This window comes from Kitasatospora sp. NPDC001119, assembly GCF_053598475.1.
The window spans coordinates 112557-131052 of the sequence record NZ_JBSFKI010000009.1; the positions used below are offsets into that span (position 1 = coordinate 112557).

Consider the following 18496-nt stretch of genomic DNA (forward strand, 5'->3'; position numbering starts at 1 on the left):
CACGGGAGATCTCCATGACCACGCAGTCCCCACGGATCGTCAGCGTCCACGAGGCACCGGAGAACCGCCGCCACGGCGCCGAGCTGCGCACCATGCTCACCCCGACCAGCTGCGGCGCGACCAGCGGCTTCATGGGCCTGGCGATCGTCCGGCCCGGCGAGCGGATCGGCGAGCACTACCACCCGTACTCCGAGGAGTTCGTGTTCGTCGTCTGCGGCGACCTGGAGGTGGACCTGGACGGGAAGCCCCATCCGCTCAAGCCGGACCAGGGCCTGATGATCCCGATCAACATGCGCCACCGCTTCCGCAACGTCGGCGACACCGAGGCCCGGATGGTCTTCCACCTCGGCCCGCTCGCCCCGCGCCCCGACCTCGGCCACGTGAGCACCGAGGGGACCGCGGCCTCCGGCCCGCCGGAACACGCCAAGGTGGTCTCGTGACCCGGCGCGTCGCCGTCACCGGGATCGGCGTGGTCGCCCCCGGCGGGGTCGGCGTCCCGGCGTTCTGGGAGCTGCTGACCTCCGGCCGCACCGCGACCCGGGGCATCACGCTGTTCGACCCCACCGGGTTCCGCTCCCGGATCGCCGCCGAGGTGGACTTCGACCCGGCGGCCCACGGGCTGGGCCCGGAGGACGTCCAACGGGCCGACCGCTACGTGCAGTTCGCGATGGTCGCGGCCGACGAGGCGATCGCCGACGCCGGCCTTGACCTGACCGCCGAGAACCCGTGGCGGATCTCCGTCTCGCTCGGCACCGCCGTCGGCGGCACCACCCGGCTGGAGCACGACTACGCCCTGGTGAGCGCGGCCGGCGCCCGCTGGGACGTGGACCACCGGCAGGCCGAACCGCAGCTGCACCGGGCCTTCGCGCCCAGCACGCTGGCCTCCGCGGTGGCCGAGCGGACCGGCGCGCACGGCCCCGTGCAGACCGTCTCCACCGGCTGCACCTCCGGCCTGGACGCGATCGGCTACGGCTTCCAGGCGGTCGAGGAGGGACGCGCCGACATCTGCCTAGCCGGCGCCTCCGACTCCCCGATCTCGCCGATCACCGTCGCCTGCTTCGACGCCATCAAGGCCACCAGCGAGCGCAACGACGACCCGCGGCACGCCTCCCGCCCCTTCGACGCCGACCGGGACGGCTTCGTGCTCGGCGAGGGCGGCGCCGTCCTGGTCCTGGAGGAGCTGGAGCACGCCCGCCGCCGCGGCGCCCGGGTCTACGGCGAGATCGGCGGCTTCGCCACCTTCGGCAACGCCTACCACATGACCGGCCTCACCAAGGAGGGGCTGGAGATGTCCCGGGCGATCGACCACGCGCTCGCCCACGCCCGGGTGGACCGCACCGAGGTGGACTACGTCAACGCGCACGGCTCGGGCACCAAGCAGAACGACCGGCACGAGACCGCCGCGGTCAAGCGCTCGCTGGGCGCGCACGCCTTCAGGACCCCGATGAGCTCGATCAAGTCGATGGTCGGGCACTCGCTCGGCGCGATCGGCGCCATCGAGGTCGTCGCCTGCACCCTGGCGCTCGCCCACGGGGTCGTACCGCCGACCGCCAACTACGAGACTCCGGACCCGGAGTGCGACCTCGACTACGTGCCGCGCACCGCGCGCGAGCTGCCGCTGAGCCGCATCCTCTCGGTCGGCAGCGGATTCGGCGGATTCCAGTCCGCCGTCGTGCTCAACAGAACGGGGTGAGTTCCATGACGTCACGTCAGCAGGGCCGCCGGGCGGTGATCACCGGGCTCGGCGTGGTGGCTCCGAACGGGGTCGGGGCCGACGCCTTCTGGAAGGCCACCAGGCAGGGCGTGAGCGTCCTCGACCGGATATCCCGCGAGGGCTGCACCGGGCTTCCGCTCCGGATCGCGGGCCAGGTGAACGGCTTCGATCCGCAGTCGGCGATCGACAACCGCTTCCTGGTGCAGACCGACCGCTTCACGCACTACGCGATGGCCGCCGCCGACCTGGCGGTGGCGGACGCCGGGTTCCGGCCCGACCCGGAACAGCCCTTCGCGGTCGGCGTGGTGACCGCGGCCGGCTCCGGCGGCGGCGAGTTCGGCCAGCGCGAGCTCCAGCAGCTCTGGGGCCAGGGGCCCCGGTTCGTCGGCCCGTACCAGTCCATCGCCTGGTTCTACGCGGCCAGCACCGGCCAGATCTCGATCCGCGGCGGCTACAAGGGCCCGTGCGGGGTGGTCGCCAGCGACGAGGCCGGCGGCCTGGACGCCCTCGCGCACGCCGCCCGCACGATCGAGCGCGGCACCGACGCGGTGGTGGTCGGCGCCGCCGAGGCCCCGCTGGCGCCGTACTCGATGGTCTGCCAGCTCGGCTACCCCGAGGTCAGCCTGGCCGGGCGGGCCGAGCGGGCGTACCTGCCGTTCACCGCGCTGGCCTGCGGCTTCTCCCCCGCCGAGGGCGGCGCGATGCTGCTGTTGGAGGACGAGCAGGCGGCCCTCCTGCGCGGCGCCCGCATCCGGGCCCGACTGGTCGGCCACGGCGCCACCTTCACCGGGGCCTCCCGATGGGCGGAGTCCCGGGAGGGGCTGGCGGCCGCGATCCGGATCGCGCTGGACGAGGCCCGCATCGCGCCCGAGGAGATCGACGTGGTCTTCGCGGACGCCCTGGGGGTGCCGGAGGCCGACCGGGCCGAGGCCCTGGCGCTCGCCGACGCGCTCGGCCCGGCCGCCGAACGCGTCCCGGTCACCGCGCCCAAGACCGGTACGGGGCGCGCCTACTGCGGCGCCCCGATGCTCGACGTGACCGCCGCCGTGCTGGCCATGGAGGACGGCGTGCTGCCGCCCACCCCCAACGTCACCGAGGTCTGCCACGACCTCGCCCTGGTGACCGGCCGCGCCCGCCCGGCCGAGCTGAACACCGCCCTGGTGGTCAGCCGCGGGCTGATGGGCTCCAACTCCGCGCTGGTGGTCCGGCGCTGGCGGCCCTGAACCGCCGCCCGGACCACCGCCCCGCACCACCCCGTCACACCTCCGAAAGGGACACCCGTGAGCAACACCCTCAGCTATCCGGAACTCGCCGTCCTGCTCCAGTCCCGGGCCGGCGTCACCGTCGACCCGGGCGACCTGGCGCGGCCGGGCGCGGAGTTCGACACGTTCGGCATCGACTCGCTCGGCCTGCTCGGCGTGGTCGGCGAGCTGGAGAACCGGCACGGCCTCAAGGTCACCTCGGGCGCCGAGTCGGCCAAGACCCCGGCCGAGTTCCTGGAACTGGTCAACTCCTCCCTCGCCACGAAGGCTGGTGCCTGAGATGCCCGGACACACCGACAACGAGATCGTCATCGCCGCCCCGCTCGACCTGGTCTGGGAGATGACCAACGACCTGGAGAACTGGCCGCAGCTGTTCAGCGAGTACGCCTCGGTGGAGGTGCTGGACCGGCAGGGCGAGCTCGTCCGGTTCCGGCTCACCATGCACCCCGACGAGAACGGCCAGGTGTGGAGCTGGGTCTCCGAGCGGGAGACCGACCGGGACGCGCTCGCGGTGCGCGCCCGCCGGGTCGAGCCCGGCCCGTTCGAGTTCATGGAGATCCGCTGGGAGTACGCGGAGGCGCCGGCCGGCACCAGGATGCGCTGGATCCAGGACTTCGCCATGAAGCCGACCGCCCCGGTCGACGACGAGGGCATGACCGGCCACATCAACCGCAACTCGAAGATCCAGATGCAGCTGATCCGGGAGAAGGTCGAGAAGCGGGCGGCGGAGCTGTGACCGGCCTGCACCGGGCGCTGATCGTCGCCCGGATGAAGCCCGAGGCCGCGCCGGACATCGCCGAGGTGTTCGCCGAGTCCGACCAGGGCGAACTGCCGCACCTGATCGGCGTCACCGGCCGCAGCCTCTTCCAGTTCGGCGACGTCTACCTCCACCTGATCGAGGCCGACCGCCCGCCGGGCCCCGCCGTCGCCAAGGTCGTCGGGCACCCGGAGTTCCGGACCGTCAGCGACCGCCTGACCGCCTACGTGCAGGCGTACGACCCGGCCACCTGGCGGGAGCCGAAGGACGCCATGGCACGGGAGTTCTACCGCTGGGACCGCTGACCCGGCGGCTCCCCGACGGGCCCGCTGCCCCCGCGGCTCCCCGACGGGCCCGCTGATCCAGCCCCCGATGGGCCCGCCCCCGGCCGTGCGCCGGGGGCGGGCCCACGTGCGTCCGGCCGGACGGCCCCCCGGGTGGATTCACCCGGATCACCCGGCCAACCGGGTGAACACACCCGGGACTCCACCCGAAGGGCGCACGCCGCGCACCGGCGCTGCCACACTCCGGTGGCAGGCGGCCGCACGGTGGATGACGGTGGATCAGGCGCACCCCCCGCGAGTCCCCTTGTCCGGCACCGTGTCGGCAGTCGCGGTCCTGCGCGCCGGAAGGATCATCCTCATGCGTTCTGCACGCACGCTGCTCGCCGGGGCGGCCGTCGCCGCCGTCCTGACCGTCGGTACCCCCATCGCCTTCGCCGACGGTGCCGACCAGGGCAAGAACCTGACCTGGCAGGAGAAGCAGGAGAAGACCGAGAGGGCCTCCGACAACTCCAAGGGCAACGACGACAGGAAGGGCGGCGCCTCCGAGGAGCACAAGGGCTCCGACGAGCGGAAGGGCGACGACGAACACAAGGGCGGCGACGAGCACAAGGGTTCCGACGAGCACAAGGGCGGCGAGGCCAGGGGGGACGAGGACCACAAGTCCCCGCACGGCGGCGTGCACACCGGTGGCGGCGGCCTGGCGCTGTCCGGCGGCGGGCTCGCCTCCGGCGCGGTGCTGCTGCTCGGCGGCCTCGGGGCGGGCGCGTACGCCCTGCGCCGCGGCCGCCGTGCCTCCGGCGCGGTCGCCTGACGCCGGGCACCCTGCTTCCGCCGCCTCCGGGCGCCCACCCGCACGGGGCGGGCGCACCGGGGGCGGCGGGCCGTCGCGGAACCGGTTGAGCGGAGGAGAGGAATGACGGGCGGTCCCGCCTCTGGAATGCCCCGGCTGCTGCGCGCGGGGATGGGCACGGCAGCGGTCGGGCTGCTGCTGATCTACAACTCGGTGGACACCCGGTCGGACGCGGGCGCGGAGGACGGCAGGCCCGCTCCCCCGGCGGCCGCCGCGCCGGCCGTCCCCGGGCCGGCGGGCGCCGGCGCCCCGGACCCGGCGGCCCCGGCCGCCGACCCGGGGGCGCCCGCGCTCCAACGCGCCAAGCCGACCCGGCTGCGGATCCCGCAGATCGCCGTCGACGCACCGTTCACCGAACTGGCCCTCAACCCCGCGGGCCAGCTCGACGCGCCGCCGCCGGACGACAAGAACCTGGTCGGCTGGTACCGGGACGGCGTCACCCCGGGCGAGCGCGGCAGCGCGGTGCTGGCCGGGCACGTGGACACCACCAAGGGCCCGGCGGTGTTCCTGCTGCTGAGCTTCCTGCTGCCGGGCAACAAGGTCGAGGTGAGCCGCGCGGACGGGACGGTCGCGGTGTTCTCGGTGGACTCGGTGGAGACCTTCGCCAAGAACGCCTTCCCCGACGCCAGGGTCTACGGCAGGACCCCCGACGCCCAGCTCCGGCTGATCACCTGCGGCGGCGCGTACGACAAGAAGCGGCGGGACTACCTGGACAACGTGGTGGTCTTCGCCCACCTGGAGTCCTCGCACCCCGCCTGAGCCGACCCGCGCACGACGACCGCCGGCCCCCGATGTCCGGGGGCCGGCGGTCGTTCTGGTCGTACGGTCGTTCTCGTCGTACGGAGGTGTGCGGGGGCGGTCAGCCGCTCACGACGGCCTCGAAGGCGTGCAGGTACGGGTTGACCGGGTTGACCGCGGTGACCACCAGTCCGGCCTCCGCCATCAGCCCGACCATGCTCTCCTCGGAGTGCTTGGCACCGCCCACGTTGAGCATCAGCATCAGGTCCATCGCGGTGGTGAAGCGCATCGAGGGGCTGTTGTCGACCAGGTTCTCCACCACCACCACGCGGGCGCCGGAGCCGGCCGCCTTCACCACGTTGGCGAGGGTGCGGCGGGTGCTGTCGTCGTCCCACTCCAGGATGTTCTTGATGATGTAGAGGTCGGCGCGGACCGGGATCTCCGTCCGGCAGTCGCCCGGGACGAGGCGGGCCCGGGCGGAGAAGGCGCCGCCGTCCTGGAGCCGGGGGTCGGCGCCGGCCACCACCTTGGGCAGGTCGAGCAGGGTGCCGTGCAGCGCCGGGTGCTTCTCCAGCAGGCTGGCCAGCACGTGGCCCTGGCCGCCGCCGATGTCCGCCACCGAGTCGATGCCGGTGAGGTCCAGGTAGTCGGCGAAGTCCTCGGCGGACTGCCGGCTGGAGGTGGTCATCGCCTTGTCGAAGACCTTCGCCGAGTCGCCCGCGTCGCTGTGCAGGTAGTCGAAGAACTCCTTGCCGAACAGGTCGGGGAAGACGTTGCGGCCGGAGCGGACCGCCTCGTCCAGCTTCGGCCAGGCCTCCCAGGTCCACGGCTCGGTGCACCAGAGGGAGATGTAGCGCAGCGAGTTGGGGGCGTCCTCGCGCAGCAGCCGGGACATCTCGGTGTGCTCGAAGCGGTCGTCGCCGCTCGGCGCGAAGAGCCCGTAGCAGGCGAGCGCGCGCAGCAGGCGGCGCAGTTGGCGGGGCTCGGTGTCGAGGGCGACGGCGAGGTCGGTCACGGTGGCCGGGGTGTCGCCGAGCACGTCGGCGACGCCGAGCCGGGCGGCCGCGCGGACGGCGGCGGCGCAGGCGGCGCCGAAGACGAGCTCGCGCAGGCGCATCGCGGCCTGGGGGCTGGTATGGACGGGTGCGGTGGTCATGGCTGGGTTTCCTCGGGTCCTAGGGAGTTCCTGGTGCGGCGGCGGGCGGCGAGGGGGTACCGGGGCTCAGCAGCGGCCGGCCGGCTCGGAGCGCCCGCAGGTGTTGCGGGCGAAGGTGTTGTCGGTGCCGGAGTCGCGGTCGGCGAGGTCGGCCGGACCGTTGCCGCTCAGCTCGTTGTCGGCGATCACGGCGCGGGCGTTGGCGACGCCGACGACGCTCTTGAACAGGACGATGCCGCCGGAGAAGTCCGAGGTGCCGGTGTTGTCGCGCACCTCGTTGCCGGTCACCCGGGTGTCCTCGGTGCCGGTGAGGACGATGCCGGCTCCCTGGATGGCGCCCAGGCGCGGGTTGGCCGGGCAGAACTTGTTGTTGCCGATGACGGAGTTGTCCCGGACGTCGAGGTCCCCGGCGCGGGGCACGCCCTCGTCGCCGACCACGAAGACGCCGGCGCAGTTGCCGCTGATCCCGTTGGACTGGACGGCCAGCCCGCGCAGCCGGCGGACGGTGACGCCGACCCGGTTGCCGGTCAGTTCGTTGCCCTCGACCACGGTGCCGCCGGTGTCGGGCGAGCCGCCCTCGCGGTAGGCGTAGTTGGCGAGGAAGACGCCGGACTGGCCGTTGTCGGCCGAGCGGTTGCCGCGGATGACGGCGCGGGTGGACATCTCCTGGCTGATGCCCTGCTGGCCGTTGTCGTGGACGTAGGTGCCGCGGACGGTCAGGCGGGTGGTGCCGCTGGCGTCGATGCCGTTCTTGCGGAAGCCGGTGACGGCGAGGCTGTCGATCCTGACGTCGGACAGCGGGTCCTCCTCGGTGCCGACCACGCAGATGCCGTGCCCGGCGGTGGCGCAGGCGTTCTCGCCGCCGTCCCCGGGGGTGATCACGCTCTCGTCGCCGAAGCCGCGCAGGGTGAGGCGGGGGGTGGTGATGCGGACGCTGCCCTGGTAGGTGCCGGGGAGCAGTTGGACGGTGTCGCCGGGCCGGGCGGCGTCGACGGCCTGCTGAATCGATTCGCCGGGCTGGACGAAGTGCAGCGGGAAGCGGGGGGCGGCGTGGGCCGCGGGGGCGGCGGCCAGCGAGGTGAGGACGGTGGTCAGGGCGGTGGCGGCGGCGGTGGCCGCGGCGAGGTGGTGGACCCGTCGCGTGGGCATGAGTGGTGACCTGTTTCCTTTCGGCGCGCGCGGCGCTCGTACGGGTGCGGTGGTCTTCCGCTCGGTCCAGCGGTGGGGCTGACGCGCTGTGCGCGGGCGGTGACGGCCGGTGGATGCGGCCGTGTCGACGCTACGGGCGGCCCGGTGGGCCCGCCACCAGGGCTGGGCTGCGGGGCTGACGGGGCGTCGACCAGGGGTGGGACGGGCCCGGCGTGGCGCGGCAGCGGGCGGTCGGGCGGGGCGCGCGGGGACCGCGGGCGGCGGGAGGACGTCGGGAGGGGCGGGCAGCGCGACGCGCCCGACCGCAGGCGGCGGTCGGGCGCGTCGGGGTGTGTCTCGGGGGTTTCCGGGCGGCGGGTACGTCGGGTACCTGCGGCCCGGTGGACCGGCTCAGCCGGCGGCCGCTGCCCGGGCCGGGGCCTGCGGCCCGAGGCGGACGGGCAGCGCGGCGAGGTGCCAGGCGGCCGGGTTCGGTCCGCGCTCGACGGCCTCCGGACCGACCGCGAGCGCCAACTCCGGGTACGTCCGCAGCAGCGTCTCGAAGGCGACCACCGCCTCCTGGTGCGCCAGCACCGCGCCCAGGCAGCGGTGGGTGCCGTGCCCGAAGCCCAGGTGCGCCTCGTGGTGCCCGGCGCGGTCCGGCGTGCTCGCCCGGCAGATGTCCAGGCGATCCGGCTCGGCATAGGCCCGCGGGTCGTGGTTGGCTCCGGCCAGGATCGGCATCACCGCCTCGCCCCTGCGGACCAGGGTGCCGGCCAGCGTGAGGTCCTCCGTCGCGTAGCGCGGCACCCCACCGATCGTCGGGCCGCACCAGCGCATCAGCTCGTCGACGGCGGCGGGCAGCCGGCCCGGGTCGGCCCGGAGCAGCTCCAGTTGTTCGGGGTGGGCGAGCAGCGCGGCCGTGCCGTTGCCGATCAGGGTGGCGGTGGTCTCGTGCCCGGCCACGACCAGGTTGAGGATCAGCGAGACGGTCTCGACCGGGGCGAGGCTGTCGCCCTCCGCGGCCGCCAGTCGGGAGAGCAGGTCGTCGGCGGGTTCGCCCCGGCGGAGCTCGACCAGCGAGCGGGCGGCGGCGACCATGGCGCGCAACGCCTCGTCCAGGCCGGGCCCGGCGCCCCGGCCGAGGTAGGAGCTCCAGCGGCGCCACTGCGGGCGGTCGGACTCGGGGATGCCGAGCAGCTCGCAGATCACCGTGACGGGCAGCGGGTACGCGAAGTGCGCGACCAGGTCGACCACGCCGTCCGGGTCGGCGTGGTCGGGCAGCGCCCTGGCGTACTCCTCGGCGAGCCGTTCGATCCGGGGGCGCAGCCGCTCCACGGCGCCGGCCGTGAAGGCCGGGTGCACCAGACCGCGCATCCGGCGGTGCCGGGCGCCGTCCGCGGCGAAGACCCCGGCGCGCAGGTACTGCGCGCACTCGGGCGGCATACCCCGAGCGCGCCAGACCTGCTCGGTGCGGTGCACGGGGACGGGTGTGGCGGTCCCGTCGGGAGTCGGGCCGTCGGCGGCGAGCCGGTCTGCGGTCAGGTGGTCGGGAACGGGGCCGTCGACGGCGTTCACGTCGTTGACGAAGCGCGGGTCGGACAGCACGGTGCGGACGTCCTGGTAGCGGACGGCGATCCAGAACGGCTCCACGCCGGGGATGGTGGCGCGGGCGAGCGGGGCGCGCTCGCGCAGGTCGGCGAAGGCGGCGAAGGGGTCGCGGATCAGGTGGTCGGCACGCAGGTCGACGGTCTCGGCCGGCTCGGCGGTGGTCACGGCTGCCTCCTCGGTGGTCGTGCGGTCCTCTGGTCCCGGATCGTGACGGATGCGGGCGGCACGGCCCCCGGTTTCCAGGCGGGATTCACTCGATCGAGCACAGAGAACCTTTTCCTCGGGCCGCCGGGAGCCGGGCTGCCGGACCTCCCGAACCGGCCCGCCCGACGACCGGGGCCGGGCCCGTGGCATGCTCGGGGCCATGACCACCGCACCCGTACCGCCCGTCGCCGCCCTCCGCAACCCGATCGGCGCGCACGTCCCGGTGGCCGGTCGCGGGCTGGCCGGCACCGGCCTGGCGTACGCGGGCCGGGTCGGCGCGGAGACGGTCCAGGTGTTCGTGGCCAACCCCCGCGGCTGGGCCACTCCCCCGGGCAACCCGGCGCAGGACGAGGAGTTCCGTACCGCCTGCGCCGAGCGGGGCGTCCCGGCCTGGGTGCACGCCCCGTACCTGATCAACTTCGGCTCGGACAACCCGGCCACCCGGGAGCGCTCGGCCGACTCGCTGCGGCACTCGCTGCGCCGCGGCCACGCCATCGGCGCGCTCGGCGTCGTCCTGCACACCGGCTCGGCGGTCGGCAGCGCACCCGGCGGCGGCTCGCGCCGGGCCGAGGCGATGGCGCAGGTCCGGTCGGACGTCCGGCCGCTGCTGGAGGAGCTGGACGGGCTCGGCGACGACGCGCCCTGGCTGCTGCTGGAGCCGACGGCGGGGCAGGGCAGCTCGCTCTGCTCGCGGCTGGAGGAGCTGGCCGCGTACATGGAGGCGCTGGACCATCACCCGAAGGTGGGGGTCTGCCTGGACACCTGCCACGCCTTCGCCGCCGGGCACGACCTGGCGGAGCCGGGCGGGGTGACGGCCGCCCTGGACGCCCTGGCCGACGCGGCGGGGCCGGGCCGGCTGCGGCTGATCCACGCCAACGACTCCGAGGACGTCGTCGGCGCCCGCAAGGACCGGCACGCCAACATCGGCGCCGGGATGATCGGCGCCGAGCCCTTCCGCGAGCTGTTCGAGCACCCGGAGACGGCCGGGGTGCCGCTGGTGGTGGAGACCCCGGACCGCAAGCACGGCGGGGACGGCACCGGGCACGCGATGGACATCGCGGTGCTGAAGGAGCTGCGGGAGCGGGCGGCGGTCCGGGGCACCGGGGCCCGCGCCGCGAGGCTGCCGGAGCCCGCCGCCGCCGGGCGGCCATGAATCCGGGGGCCGACGCCGACGGACGCTCGTGAGCCCGGGGCCTCCCGTCGCCGGACAGCGGTGAGCCCGGAGGCCGACGGACGGCCTCCGGGCTCGGGGTGCGGAGGGGATCAGCAGCCGCAGTCGCTCTCGCCGTGCTCGGCGAAGTTGAACCAGGTGGCGTGCGGGCCGAACAGGCCGACGCCCGCGGAGCCGGACTCCAGGCTCTGCCCCTCCGACTGCGTCGGAGCGAAGCCCCCCGCCATGGCCGAGGTCGGGACCGCCACCACGGCACCGGCCACGGCGACGATCACGGCGAGCTTGCGGATCTTCCCACGAAGCGACATCTGCTGTCCTTTGGTTCGTCTCTGGTCCTCAACCCGCGCCCCCGACCGGCCGGTTCGGCCGCCCGACGGGCTGGGCGCGCCCCACCGGGGAGGCGCCGCGCCCACGTTGGCACACGAACGCACGGCTTCGGGCGCGCGCCGCAACCGGGCTGAGGCAATCGGGTGAGGCAACTCCCCCGACCGGACGAATCCGGGCGTACGTCCGTGAATCCGGTCGAACAGCCGCGAGGAGGGCGCCGGACGAGTACCCGTCCGGCCGCCCCGCGACCGCAAGTCTTGCGGTGACGGACCCAGCGAACTGAACAAATCCCGTCGATTTGGTGCACAGTGCCGCCCGGTCCGAGCATGAACGGTCGCTCCATGGCGCTCCACCGCTCCACCGGGCGGGAGCAGCAGCGAGCGCGGCCGCGCAACCCGGCGGCAGCAGGAGCAGCACCACGAAAGGCGCACCACCCTCATGCAGACCAGTCCCGCCGCACCCCGGCAGGCGACCCGACCGAGCGGCCCGGAGACCCCGGGGCCGGCCGGCTCCCCGCCCACCGGCACCGCACCGACCGGCCCGACGCCCCGGAACGGCGGCCGCCGCTTCGGGCTGACGACCGCCACCGCCCTGGTGATGGGCAACATCATCGGCGGCGGCATCTTCATGATCCCGGCCGCCGTGGCCCCGTTCGGCACGGTCAGCCTGGTCGCCTTCGTGGTGCTCACCGTGGGCGCGATCGCGCTGGCGCTGGTCTTCGGGCAGCTGGCCCGCCGCAACCCGCGCACCGGCGGACCGTACGTCTACGCCCGCGAGGCCTTCGGGGACTTCGCCGGCTTCCTGTCCGCCTGGTCGTACTGGATCACCACCTGGGTCAGCAACGCCGCGCTCGCCGTGGCCGCCGTCGGGTACCTGGACGTGCTGCTGCCGCTGCACCACTCCATCCCGCTGGAGATCACCGCCGCGCTGGCCTTCCAGTGGCTGCCGGCGCTGGCCAACCTGGCCGGCACCCGCTACGTCGGGGCGGTCCAACTCGTCTCCACCGTACTGAAGTTCGTCCCGCTGCTGCTGGTCGCGGTGGGCGGGCTGTTCTTCTTCGACCCGAAGAACCTCGGGCCCTTCGACGCCAGCGGCCAGGGCTGGGCCGGCGGGATGTCCGCCGCCGCGGCGATCCTGCTGTTCAGCTACCTGGGTGTGGAGTCGGCGGCGATGAGCGCCGGCAAGGTCCGCGACCCGGAGCGCAACGTCGGCCGGGCCAGCGTGCTCGGGACGGCCGGTGCGGCGGTGGTCTACCTGCTCGGCACCCTCGCGGTGTTCGGCACCGTGGCGCACCAGCAGCTCGTCCACTCCGCCGCGCCGTTCTCGGACGCCGTGAACGCCATGTTCGGCGGCACCTGGGGCGGCACGGCGATCGCCGTCGCCGCGCTGGTCTCGATGACCGGCGCCCTCAACGGCTGGACCCTGCTCTCCGCCCAGGCGCCGTACGCGGCCGCCAAGGACGGCCTGTTCCCGGCCGCCTTCGGCAAGGAGCGGCGCGGGGTGCCGACCTTCGGCGTGCTGGTCAGCGTGGCGCTGGCCTCGGCGCTGACCGTGCTCAACTTCGCCAGCGGCGCCAAGGGTGCCTTCGACATGCTGGTGCTGGTCACCACCTTCACCGCGACGGTGCCGTACCTGCTCTCCACCGCCGCCCAGCTGTACTGGCTGGTGCGCGGGGCCGGCGAGAAGGTCGACGGCGGGCGGCTGGTGCGCGACGCCGTCCTCGGCCTGGGCGCCTTCGCCTTCTCGATCTGGCTGCTCGCCGGGGCCGGCTACGCCGCCGTCTACCAGGGCGTCCTGTTCCTGTTCGCGGGCATCCTGGTCTACGTCTGGATGGCGGGCCGGCGCCGCGACTGAACTCCCGGCGGCAGTCGGAGAAGCCGACACATCCCCTGAAATCCTCGTGAACCTCCGTGGCGCGCGCCGGACTTGTCCGGTGCACGTCCGATGTGCACGAGGATTTCACTTCCCGGGTCTACCCGCGTAGGTCCTCGAATCGCCACACTGGCGCACGCAATTCAGCAGTTCATCCGATCTGATGATGGAGCGTCCGCCATGGCCCCCAGCGCACCCGCACGCCGGTTCCTGTCCTGCATACCGGTGGCCGCCGTCCTCGCCGCCGTGACCGTCGTCACGGCCGGCACCCCCGCCCAGGCCGCCCTGCCGACCCCGATCTCCGCGGCCACCGCCCGCACGTACCTCGCCGCGATGCCCGCCACCGCGGAGACCCACGGCGACACCTACGACCGCACGCTGTTCCCGACCTGGATCACCGTCAGCGGCACCTGCGACACCCGCGAGTGGGTCGTCAAGCGGGACGGCAGCAACGTCGCCACCGACACCTCCTGCAAGGCCACCAGCGGCAACTGGTCCTCCCCGTACGACGGCGCGACCACCACCAACGCCTCCTCCTTCGACGTCGACCACCTGGTGCCGCTCTCCGAGGCCTGGGCCTCCGGCGCCTGGGCCTGGACCACCCCCCAGCGCCAGGCCTTCGCCAACGACGTCACCCGCCCCCAGCTGCTGCTGGTCTCCGCGAGCAGCAACCGCTCCAAGGGCGACCGCGACCCGGCCGAGTGGCTCCCCCAGGCCTCCTACCGCTGCACCTACGCCCGCGCCTGGGTGCAGGTGAAGCAGTACTACGGCCTGAGCGTGGACAGCGCCGAGAAGAACGCGCTCACCGGCATCCTCGCCAACTGCTGAACCCCGCGGCCCCCGCGGCCCGGCGCTCACCCCGCGCCGGGCCGCGGTGCCGTACGCGCCCCGCCCGGGTACGCCGGTACAGCGGCGCGGCGGCAGCCGGACGGCGCGCTCACGCGACCCGCTCGGGAACCTCCGCCCCGTCCCGCAGCAGCCTGACCTGCCACCGGACCAGCAGGAAGCAGGGCAGGCAGACCGCGGCCATCGCCAGGAACGCCCAGTGCGGGGAGGCCGCGTAGAGCGGGCCGGTGACGGCGGTGACGGCGGCGACACCGAGGCCGATGGCCAACCCGGCGTAGAGCGCTTGGGCGTCCGACCAGAGGTCCTCGGGGACGTGGCCCTGCACGCAGCGCGCGTGCGCGACGTGGGTCAGCGCGAAGGTGCCCGCGTGGAGCGTCTGGGTGAGCACGACGCACACCAGCGGCATCGGCACCGCGAGCAGGCCCCAGCGCAGCACCGAGAGCACCGCGGCGGCGGCGAAGAGGACCGGGACCGGGTAGCGGCCGAGCATCGGCCCCGCGTACTTGAACAGGAGCAGCTCGCACCCCACGGCCAGCGCCAGCATGAGGCTGACGTTGATGCTCGACACGCCGAGCCGGCCGAAGTACTCGACGCCGAAGGCGTAGTAGGCCGCGTGCGCGCCCTGGAGCAGCACGGAACTGCCCAGGCCGAGCGCGTAGACGCGGTTGCGCAGCAGCCGGCCGCGGCCGCCGCCGGCCACGGTCGCCACCGTCGGGAACCCGACGGGGTGCGCCAGGTCCGCCAGCGCGAGCAGCAGGCACCCGACGACGAAGACCCCCACCAGCGCGCCGCTGCCGACCGTCCGCCCGACCACGCCGGACACGCCCAGGCCGAAGAGGAACCCCGCCGAACCGAAGTAGCGGACGCTCCCGTAGTCGACCTGCCCGTTCGCCGCGCCGATGGTCGCGAGGGTCTCGCTCAACGGCATCAGCAGCGGGTAGCTGACGCCGACGAGCACCGACACCACCATCATGGAAGCGAACTGAGGATGCGTCAGGTAGAGCGGGCTGAGCGCCGTCGCCGTCCAGGCGAGCAGCTGCGACAGTCTCCGGAGCGGGACCGTCCGGCAGAGCACCGGGAAGACGACGGCGATGGAGACCGAGCGCGACAGCAGACCGGCGGTGATGACCGCGGTGACCTCCGTCGGTCCGAAACCGGAAGCGAGCAGCCAGACCCCCCAGTAGGAGAGGTACGAGCTCCAGGTCAGGAAGAACAGGAAGAACCTGGCCGACAGCCACACTCGGAACGACATCTCAAGCTGCTCCTACACGTGCTCAGTTGCCCGTGGCCAGTTGGGCGACAGCCTCGGCGACCGTCAGTGCCGCCCGCTCGCACTGCTGCTTGTCGACGTCCAAGTGGGCCACCAGGCGGACCGTTTGCGGTCCCATCACCGAGACCCTAACGCCGGACGCCGCGCAGAGCTCCTGCACCCCTGCCGCGTCGGGCACTTCCACGAACACCAGGTTGGTCTGCGGCTCCCGGACGTCCAGTCCGCCGTCGCGCAGCAGACCGGCGATCAGGGCCGCGTTCGCGTGGTCCTCGGCCATCCGACCGATGTTGTGCTCGAAGGCGTGGATGGCGGCGGCGGCCAGGATCCCGGTCTGCCGCATGGAGCCGCCCATCCGGTGCCGCATGACCCGGGCCTCCTCCACGCGGTCGGCGTCCAGGAGCAGCACGGTGCCGGCGGGCGCGCCGAGCCCCTTGGAGAAGCAGAGGGACAGCGTGTCGAAACAGGCTCCGTAGGCCTCGAAGGGGACGCCGCTGGCGACGTGGGCGTTCCAGATCCGGGCGCCGTCGCAGTGCACCGTGACCCCGGCCTCGCGGGTGACCCGCCGGATCTCCTCCAGCGCGGCCAGCGGGTACACCACACCGCCCGCGGCGTTGTGGGTGTTCTCCACCGCCACCGCCCGGGTCCCGCTGCCGTAGGCGGTGGCGGGACGGATCATCCGGGCGAGCACCTCCGGGTCGATCAGGCCGTCCTCGGAGACCGTCGTCCGGGTCAGGATCCCGCCGTGCCAGGCGACTCCGCCGTCCTCGTAGAGGAGGAAGTGCGCGCCGGCGTCGGCCAGCAGCTCCTGCCCGGGCGGCACCAGCAGCCGGAGCGCGAGCTGGTTGGCCATGACCCCGCTGGGCAGGAACAGCGCGCCGGTGAACCCGAAGGCGTCGGCGAGCATCCGTTCCAGCCGGATCACCGTGGGGTCGTCGCCGAGGGTGTCGTCGCCGACCTCGGCGGCGGCCATGGCGGCTCGCATGGCCGCGCTGGGCCTGGTGACGGTGTCGCTCCGCAGGTCGATGGTCTGGCTGGTCACGGCGCTCCCTTGGGGTCGGGTGCCGGACGGACGGCCGGGGCCCCGGTGAGGGCGCCGAGGCTGTCCGCCAGGCAGTCGAAGAAGAGGTCCGGGTGGTCCCGGAAGTAGAAGTGGCCGCCCGGAAGGATCCGGACGTCGGACGGGCCGGTGGTGTGCCGGCCCCACTCGCGCAGCCTGCCCTCGTCCTCCCAGTCGTCGGTGGCGCCGAGCGCGAGGACGGGGCAGCTCAGCGGGGCGGTCGGGACGTGCCGGTAGGTCGCGACGACGGTCAGGTCCGCGTGCAGGTTGGCCAGGTACAGCTCGCGCATCCGCGGGTCGTTCCCGAGTTCCGGCGGCAGCGGCCCGTACCGCTCCTCGACCCGGGGGACGAAGTCGACGCCGTCGAGGAGGTGGAGCGGCAGTCCGGGGCGGTGCAGGTGCGGGGGGCCGTTCACGGACACGATGAGCCGCTCCGGCTCCGGGCGTCCGAGCGCCCGCAGCGCGACGGCCGTCTCGTAGGCGACGATCGCGCCGAGGCTGTGCCCGAGGAAGGCGTACGGGCCGGAGAACTCGGCCTGTTCCGTCAACGCGCCGACCAGCTCCCGCAGGTCGGTCATGGCCGGCTCGCGCATCCTGCTGCCGCGGCCCGGGAGTTGGACCCCCCACACCTCGACCTCGGCGGGGAGCCGGTCCGCCCAGCGCAGGTACTCGCCGGGCGAACCGCCGCTGTGCGGGAAGCAGTAGAGGCGCAGGGCGGCGTCGGGGCGACGCTGACGGCACATCAGCCAACGGGGTGCTGCCACGGTCGTCCCCACCTCCTTCCGTCGGTCAGTTCTTCTGCAGCAGCGTGTCGTGGGCCAGCTCGTCGATCGCGCCGTGGTCGACCTTTCCGTTGGGCAGCACGGGCAGCCGGGGCAGCGCCACGATGCGGCTCGGTACGGCGACGGCCGGCAGGCGTTCGATGAGGTGCGCCCGGAGGCTGCGCCGGTCGACCTCCCCGGTGGTCGGGCTGACGAAGCCGACCACCTTCTTCCGCCCCTGGACGGTGCAGACGCCGACCGCGGCCGCCGCCACGTCCCGGTGGGTGCGCAGCGCCTGTTCGATCTCGGAGCGGTCGACGCGCATCCCGCCGAGTTTGAGCTGGTGGTCGGCCCGGCCGTGGAAGCGCAGCTCGGCCCCGGCGGTGACGGACACGATGTCCCCCGTGCGGTAGAGCTCGCGGGCCGGCTCGGCGAGGCCCGGTCCGCCGATGTGCAGCTCCCCGGGCTCCCCGGGCGGTACGGCGGCGCCGTCGGCGGAGCGGACGTAGAGGCTGGTCCCGGGGACGGCGCCGCCGATCGGCACGTCCGGAAGGTCCGCGTCCGCCGGGGTGCACTCGTGGACCGCGCTCCACACCGTGCACTCCGTCGGGCCGTACTCGTTGTAGAGCCGGGTGCCCGGGAGCGCGTCGAAGTGCTGCCGGACCAGGTCGGGCGGGCAGGCCTCCCCGGCGACGATCACCGTGGAGAGCGTGCCGGCCCGCTCGGCGAGGCCGCCGCGCAGGGCGATGTCGTAGAGCGACGGGAGCATGAGCAGGTGCGACGCCCGGTGGTCCCGCGCGGCCCGGCCGACCGCCAGCAGGTCCGCCGGGCGGTCGCTCGGGATGACCAGTCGGCCGCCGCAGGCCAGGGTCCAGTAGATGCCGGCGACCGAGCTGTCGAAGGAGATCGACGAGCAGAGCAGGAAGGTGGAGACCGGCGTCGGGTAGTACGCGAGCCGGGCCGCGGTCGAGGCCGCCAGCGCGGCGGCGGAGATCGTGACGCCCTTCGGCCGGCCGGTCGACCCGCTGGTGAAGCAGGTGTACGCCAGGGTGCCGCGGACGGTCCCGCCCCGGGGGCCGTCGGTGTCGGCCGGCACCGTGCGGAGGCCGTCGAGCCGGACGTCCAGCCCGGGCTCCGACACCGCGAACCGCGCGCCGCTGGCCTCCGCGATGTAGCGCTGCCTGGCGACCGGGAACCCCGCGTCCACGGGGACGTACCGCGCTCCGGCCCGCAGCACCCCGAGCATGGCGACAACCGCCCAGCGGGACAGCCGCGCGTGCACGACGACCGGGCTGTCCGGCTCCACCCCGGCGGCCCGCAGCGCGGTGGCGACCACGGCGGACCGCTCGTCCAGCTCGGCGTGGTCGAGCGATCCCCCGGCGTCCACGACCGCCGCGCCCCGGCCCCGGAACGGTTCGACCAGGTCGAGGATGTGCGGCGGGGCGTCGAGCGGCACGACCGGCAGGTCCGGTACCCAGTGGGTCATCC

19 protein-coding genes are annotated in these 18496 nt (G+C 74.2%); 11 read left to right on the forward strand and 8 right to left on the reverse strand.

Annotated features, from left to right (window positions below):
• Positions 1-14 precede the first annotated feature (14 nt).
• The 8 genes from ACWDD9_RS13670 (at position 15) to ACWDD9_RS13705 (ending at position 5626) form a co-directional block, all read left to right on the forward strand.
• Positions 15-440 carry a cupin domain-containing protein gene (locus tag ACWDD9_RS13670; protein WP_074004532.1) on the forward strand — a complete coding sequence of 142 codons (426 nt, stop codon included), beginning with the start codon at positions 15-17 and terminating at the stop codon, positions 438-440.
• Entirely contained in the window at positions 437-1693 is a 1257-nt protein-coding gene (locus ACWDD9_RS13675; protein WP_449811694.1) for a beta-ketoacyl-[acyl-carrier-protein] synthase family protein, read from the forward strand. The genes ACWDD9_RS13670 and ACWDD9_RS13675 overlap by 4 nt, the downstream gene beginning before the upstream one ends.
• Before the next feature lie 5 nt (positions 1694-1698).
• Positions 1699-2937, forward strand: a complete 1239-nt coding sequence (locus tag ACWDD9_RS13680; RefSeq protein WP_049659038.1) for a beta-ketoacyl synthase N-terminal-like domain-containing protein — start codon at positions 1699-1701, stop codon at positions 2935-2937.
• A 57-nt stretch (positions 2938-2994) separates the two neighbouring features.
• Entirely contained in the window at positions 2995-3255 is a 261-nt protein-coding gene (locus ACWDD9_RS13685; RefSeq protein ID WP_049659037.1) for a phosphopantetheine-binding protein, read from the forward strand.
• Position 3256: 1 nt separating this feature from the next.
• A complete protein-coding gene (locus ACWDD9_RS13690) occupies positions 3257-3712 on the forward strand; it encodes an SRPBCC family protein (RefSeq protein ID WP_049659036.1) in 456 nt (151 codons plus the stop codon).
• 5 nt (positions 3713-3717) lie between these two features.
• On the forward strand, positions 3718-4038 hold the full coding sequence (locus tag ACWDD9_RS13695; protein WP_049659041.1) for a TcmI family type II polyketide cyclase: 321 nt from the start codon (positions 3718-3720) through the stop codon (positions 4036-4038).
• Positions 4039-4375: 337 nt separating this feature from the next.
• The gene (locus ACWDD9_RS13700; protein WP_049659035.1) at positions 4376-4828 is read left to right on the forward strand and encodes a hypothetical protein; all 453 of its coding nucleotides are present in this window, start codon (positions 4376-4378) and stop codon (positions 4826-4828) included.
• A gap of 102 nt (positions 4829-4930) precedes the next feature.
• On the forward strand, positions 4931-5626 hold the full coding sequence (locus ACWDD9_RS13705) for a class F sortase (RefSeq protein WP_449811695.1): 696 nt from the start codon (positions 4931-4933) through the stop codon (positions 5624-5626).
• Positions 5627-5726: 100 nt separating this feature from the next.
• Here the strand turns inward: ACWDD9_RS13705 and ACWDD9_RS13710 are convergent, their stop codons facing one another.
• The 3 genes from ACWDD9_RS13710 to ACWDD9_RS13720 form a co-directional block, all read right to left on the reverse strand.
• Positions 5727-6761: a methyltransferase gene (locus tag ACWDD9_RS13710; protein ID WP_049659928.1), complete on the reverse strand. Its 1035-nt coding sequence runs from the start codon at positions 6759-6761 to the stop codon at positions 5727-5729.
• Positions 6762-6827: 66 nt separating this feature from the next.
• Positions 6828-7910 carry a right-handed parallel beta-helix repeat-containing protein gene (locus ACWDD9_RS13715; protein WP_074004526.1) on the reverse strand — a complete coding sequence of 361 codons (1083 nt, stop codon included), beginning with the start codon at positions 7908-7910 and terminating at the stop codon, positions 6828-6830.
• Between the two features lie 390 nt (positions 7911-8300).
• Positions 8301-9665, reverse strand: a complete 1365-nt coding sequence (locus ACWDD9_RS13720; RefSeq protein ID WP_449811696.1) for a cytochrome P450 family protein — start codon at positions 9663-9665, stop codon at positions 8301-8303.
• 199 nt (positions 9666-9864) lie between these two features.
• Here ACWDD9_RS13720 and ACWDD9_RS13725 point away from each other — a divergent pair, with 199 nt between their 5' ends.
• Positions 9865-10857, forward strand: coding sequence for a deoxyribonuclease IV (locus tag ACWDD9_RS13725; RefSeq protein ID WP_449811697.1), 993 nt, complete (start codon positions 9865-9867; stop codon positions 10855-10857).
• Positions 10858-10967: 110 nt separating this feature from the next.
• Here the strand turns inward: ACWDD9_RS13725 and ACWDD9_RS13730 are convergent, their stop codons facing one another.
• Entirely contained in the window at positions 10968-11183 is a 216-nt protein-coding gene (locus ACWDD9_RS13730) for a hypothetical protein (protein WP_049652123.1), read from the reverse strand.
• A 457-nt stretch (positions 11184-11640) separates the two neighbouring features.
• Here ACWDD9_RS13730 and ACWDD9_RS13735 point away from each other — a divergent pair, with 457 nt between their 5' ends.
• Both ACWDD9_RS13735 and ACWDD9_RS13740 read left to right on the forward strand, forming a co-directional pair.
• Entirely contained in the window at positions 11641-13056 is a 1416-nt protein-coding gene (locus tag ACWDD9_RS13735; protein WP_449811698.1) for an amino acid permease, read from the forward strand.
• A 198-nt stretch (positions 13057-13254) separates the two neighbouring features.
• A complete protein-coding gene (locus ACWDD9_RS13740; protein WP_049652121.1) occupies positions 13255-13902 on the forward strand; it encodes an HNH endonuclease family protein in 648 nt (215 codons plus the stop codon).
• A 109-nt stretch (positions 13903-14011) separates the two neighbouring features.
• Here the strand turns inward: ACWDD9_RS13740 and ACWDD9_RS13745 are convergent, their stop codons facing one another.
• From ACWDD9_RS13745 to ACWDD9_RS13760, 4 genes are read right to left on the reverse strand one after another with little or no spacing between them, the layout of a single operon-like run.
• On the reverse strand, positions 14012-15172 hold the full coding sequence (locus tag ACWDD9_RS13745; protein WP_079272524.1) for an MFS transporter: 1161 nt from the start codon (positions 15170-15172) through the stop codon (positions 14012-14014).
• Positions 15173-15194: 22 nt separating this feature from the next.
• Positions 15195-16229 (reverse strand): threonine aldolase family protein, encoded by a 1035-nt coding sequence (locus ACWDD9_RS13750; RefSeq protein WP_074004524.1) that lies wholly within the window; start codon positions 16227-16229, stop codon positions 15195-15197.
• Positions 16226-17011 carry a thioesterase II family protein gene (locus ACWDD9_RS13755; protein ID WP_449811699.1) on the reverse strand — a complete coding sequence of 262 codons (786 nt, stop codon included), beginning with the start codon at positions 17009-17011 and terminating at the stop codon, positions 16226-16228. The genes ACWDD9_RS13750 and ACWDD9_RS13755 overlap by 4 nt, the downstream gene beginning before the upstream one ends.
• 25 nt (positions 17012-17036) lie before the next feature.
• Positions 17037-18494, reverse strand: coding sequence for an amino acid adenylation domain-containing protein (locus tag ACWDD9_RS13760; RefSeq protein ID WP_117492292.1), 1458 nt, complete (start codon positions 18492-18494; stop codon positions 17037-17039).
• Between the last annotated feature and the right edge of the window lie 2 nt (positions 18495-18496).